Source organism: Saccharomonospora iraqiensis subsp. iraqiensis (assembly GCF_000430445.1).
GTDB classification, from domain to species: domain Bacteria; phylum Actinomycetota; class Actinomycetes; order Mycobacteriales; family Pseudonocardiaceae; genus Saccharomonospora; species Saccharomonospora iraqiensis.
In genome coordinates this window covers 2,667-5,027 of the sequence record NZ_KE387060.1, presented here as the reverse complement: position 1 = coordinate 5,027, position 2,361 = coordinate 2,667, and the positions used below count along the sequence as shown (strand labels likewise).

Sequence of the window (2,361 nt, the reverse complement as noted above, 5' to 3'; positions counted from 1 at the left end):
GGCCGGGCCGTGGGGCGGCTACCCGAACGGGATGATCCCGGGCGCCGCGCTGTGTCCGTTCGGTCCGGAGGGGCACGTGTTGCGCTGTGACGCCGCGCAGGCCTACCGGGCGCTGTCGGAGCGGTTCGCCCGCCGGTTCGGTGAGCCGCTCTGTGTGACCGACTCGTACCGGACGTTCGACGCCCAGGTCGACCTGTACCGGCGTAAACCGGCCCTGGCCGCGGTGCCCGGCACCAGCAACCACGGCTGGGGCCTGGCGGTGGACCTCTGCGGCGGGGTCGAGTCGTTCGGCACCCCGGCGCACCGCTGGATGCGGGCGAACGCGCCCGCGCTCGGGTGGGTCCACCCGGCCTGGGCCCGCCAGGGCGGGGGGCGCGAGGAGCCGTGGCACTGGGAGTACACGGGCTGAGCCCGGGACCGCCACCGCCGTCCGGGGTCCCGGGCGGGGCGTGGACCACACCACCCGGCGGACGTGCACCGTGCCGCCGTTCGGTGAGCGGTCCCGACGATCAGGTGAACGGTTCCCCGGCTGATGTGGGCGGCGTGTCGTGTGTGTCACACGATCAGGTGAACCGCAGGTCGGCGTACCGCTCAACGCACGGTCGTCGATTCCCTTCGCTCAGTTGGTGGACGGCATCGCGGTGCTTTCGTAATCTGGCCGAGATCTCGCGTCAGGCAGCCGTTCCACCAGCGTCGGCGACGCGGGGTCGCCGCCGAGCCAGCTTGTCGGGGAGCTGCGCCGGACACACCCACCGAGAGCCGGACACCACCGTCCCGGCGCGCGGCCGCCGAGCCCGCCGGCGCGGTACCACCGTGTCCGGTGCCGGCGGAGAACGCGCGGCGGAGGGCCCCCGACCTCCGGCGCGGATCGTGTGCCCGGTCGGCGGCCGGAGAGCAAAGGAGACACACGCGACGTGCGGTCGCATCCCGTGAAACGACTGGCTCCGGGAACCCTGGCGGTCTGCGCCGTCCTCGCGGGCGTCACCTTCGCCCAGGCACCGGCCACCGCGTTACCCGTCCCCGCCCCCCAGCAACCCGTTCAGCAGCCTCTGCAACAGCCCCCGAGCGGTTCCGAGGAACTCGAGGAGTACCGCGAGCTGTCCAGCAAGGCCGAGAAGCTGAACGAGAAGTACCTCCAGGCGCAGGAGGATCTGAAGGCCAAACAGGACGAACTCGACGAGTTGAGCACCCGCCTGACCGAGGCCGAGGAGGCCGAGAAGCAGGCGCGTGCCGACGAGGAACGGTACCGGGTCGATGTCGACCGGTTCGCGGGCACGACGTTCACCAGCGGCAACTCGCTCAACCGGATGTCGGCCCTGATCACCGAGGACTCCGCGGAGGGCTTCCTCGAACGGTCCTCGGCGATCGGCGTGCTGGCCACGGACAAGAACCGGGCGCTGAGCCGCCTGCGGGACGCCGTCCAGCGCGCCGAGGACGCGAAGAACCAGGCGGCCGAGGCCCGCGAGCAGGCCGAGAAGGCCCGGGACAAGGCCGAACGGATCGCCGCCGACCTGGAGGCGCGGAAGAAGGAGCTCGACGACCAGATCGCCGAGCTTGAGCAGCAGGCGAGCCTGCTCAGCAGCTCCGACGTCGCCGCGCAGCAGGACATCGGCCCGGACCCCGGCCCGATCCAGGCTCCCGGCCCCGCCGCGCAGGTCGCGATCGACGCGGCGATGGGCAAGCGGGGCAGCCCGTACGTGTGGGGCGCCACGGGCCCGAGCGAGTTCGACTGTTCGGGGCTGACCCAGTGGGCCTACAACCAGGCGGGTGTCAGCATCCCCCGGACCAGCCGGTCGCAGTCGCAGTACGGCACGCCGGTGTCCCGGTCCCAGCTGCAGCCGGGTGACCTGGTGTTCTTCTACTCGCCGGTCTCGCACGTCGGCATCTACATCGGCAACGGCCAGATGGTGCACGCGCCCACCACCGGTGACGTGGTCAAGGTGGGTCCGTTGCAGGACCAGTTCAGCGGCGCACGCCGGGTCGCCTGACGCCCGTGGCACCGCCGCCCCGGGCCGGGACGGGATAGTCTGCCGGTATGCGCCGAACGCTGCTGGTGACCAACGACTTCCCGCCCCGGCCCGGCGGCATCCAGTCCTATCTGAACTCGTTGGTCACCCGCCTGCCCGCCGACGAGCTGGTGGTCTACGCCCCCGCCTGGGAGCGGGCCACCGGCTCGGACCGGGAGTTCGACGCCGCGGCCCCGTTCGAGGTCGTGCGGCACCCCACCTCGCTCATGCTGCCCACCCCGGACGTGCTGCGCCGGGCACGGCAGCTCGTGCGCTCCCGTGGCTGCGACACGGTGTGGTTCGGGGCCGCCGCGCCGTTGGCGCTGCTCGGGGCGCCGCTGCGGGAGGCGGGCGC

The 2,361-nt window shown here is 72.6% G+C and carries 2 protein-coding genes and 1 pseudogene; all 3 read left to right on the top strand.

Annotation, left to right across the window (positions count from 1 at the left end):
- The coding region (locus ACTIR_RS0105005; RefSeq protein ID WP_233345825.1) for a M15 family metallopeptidase at positions 1 to 409 on the top strand (409 nt) is incomplete at its 5' end.
- 505 nt (positions 410 to 914) lie between these two features.
- Positions 915 to 1,988 carry a C40 family peptidase gene (locus ACTIR_RS0105000; protein ID WP_026453455.1) on the top strand — a complete coding sequence of 358 codons (1,074 nt, stop codon included), beginning with the start codon at positions 915 to 917 and terminating at the stop codon, positions 1,986 to 1,988.
- Between the two features lie 47 nt (positions 1,989 to 2,035).
- Positions 2,036 to 2,361, top strand: a pseudogene (locus tag ACTIR_RS21800) (alpha-(1-2)-phosphatidylinositol mannosyltransferase); the annotation flags it as partial.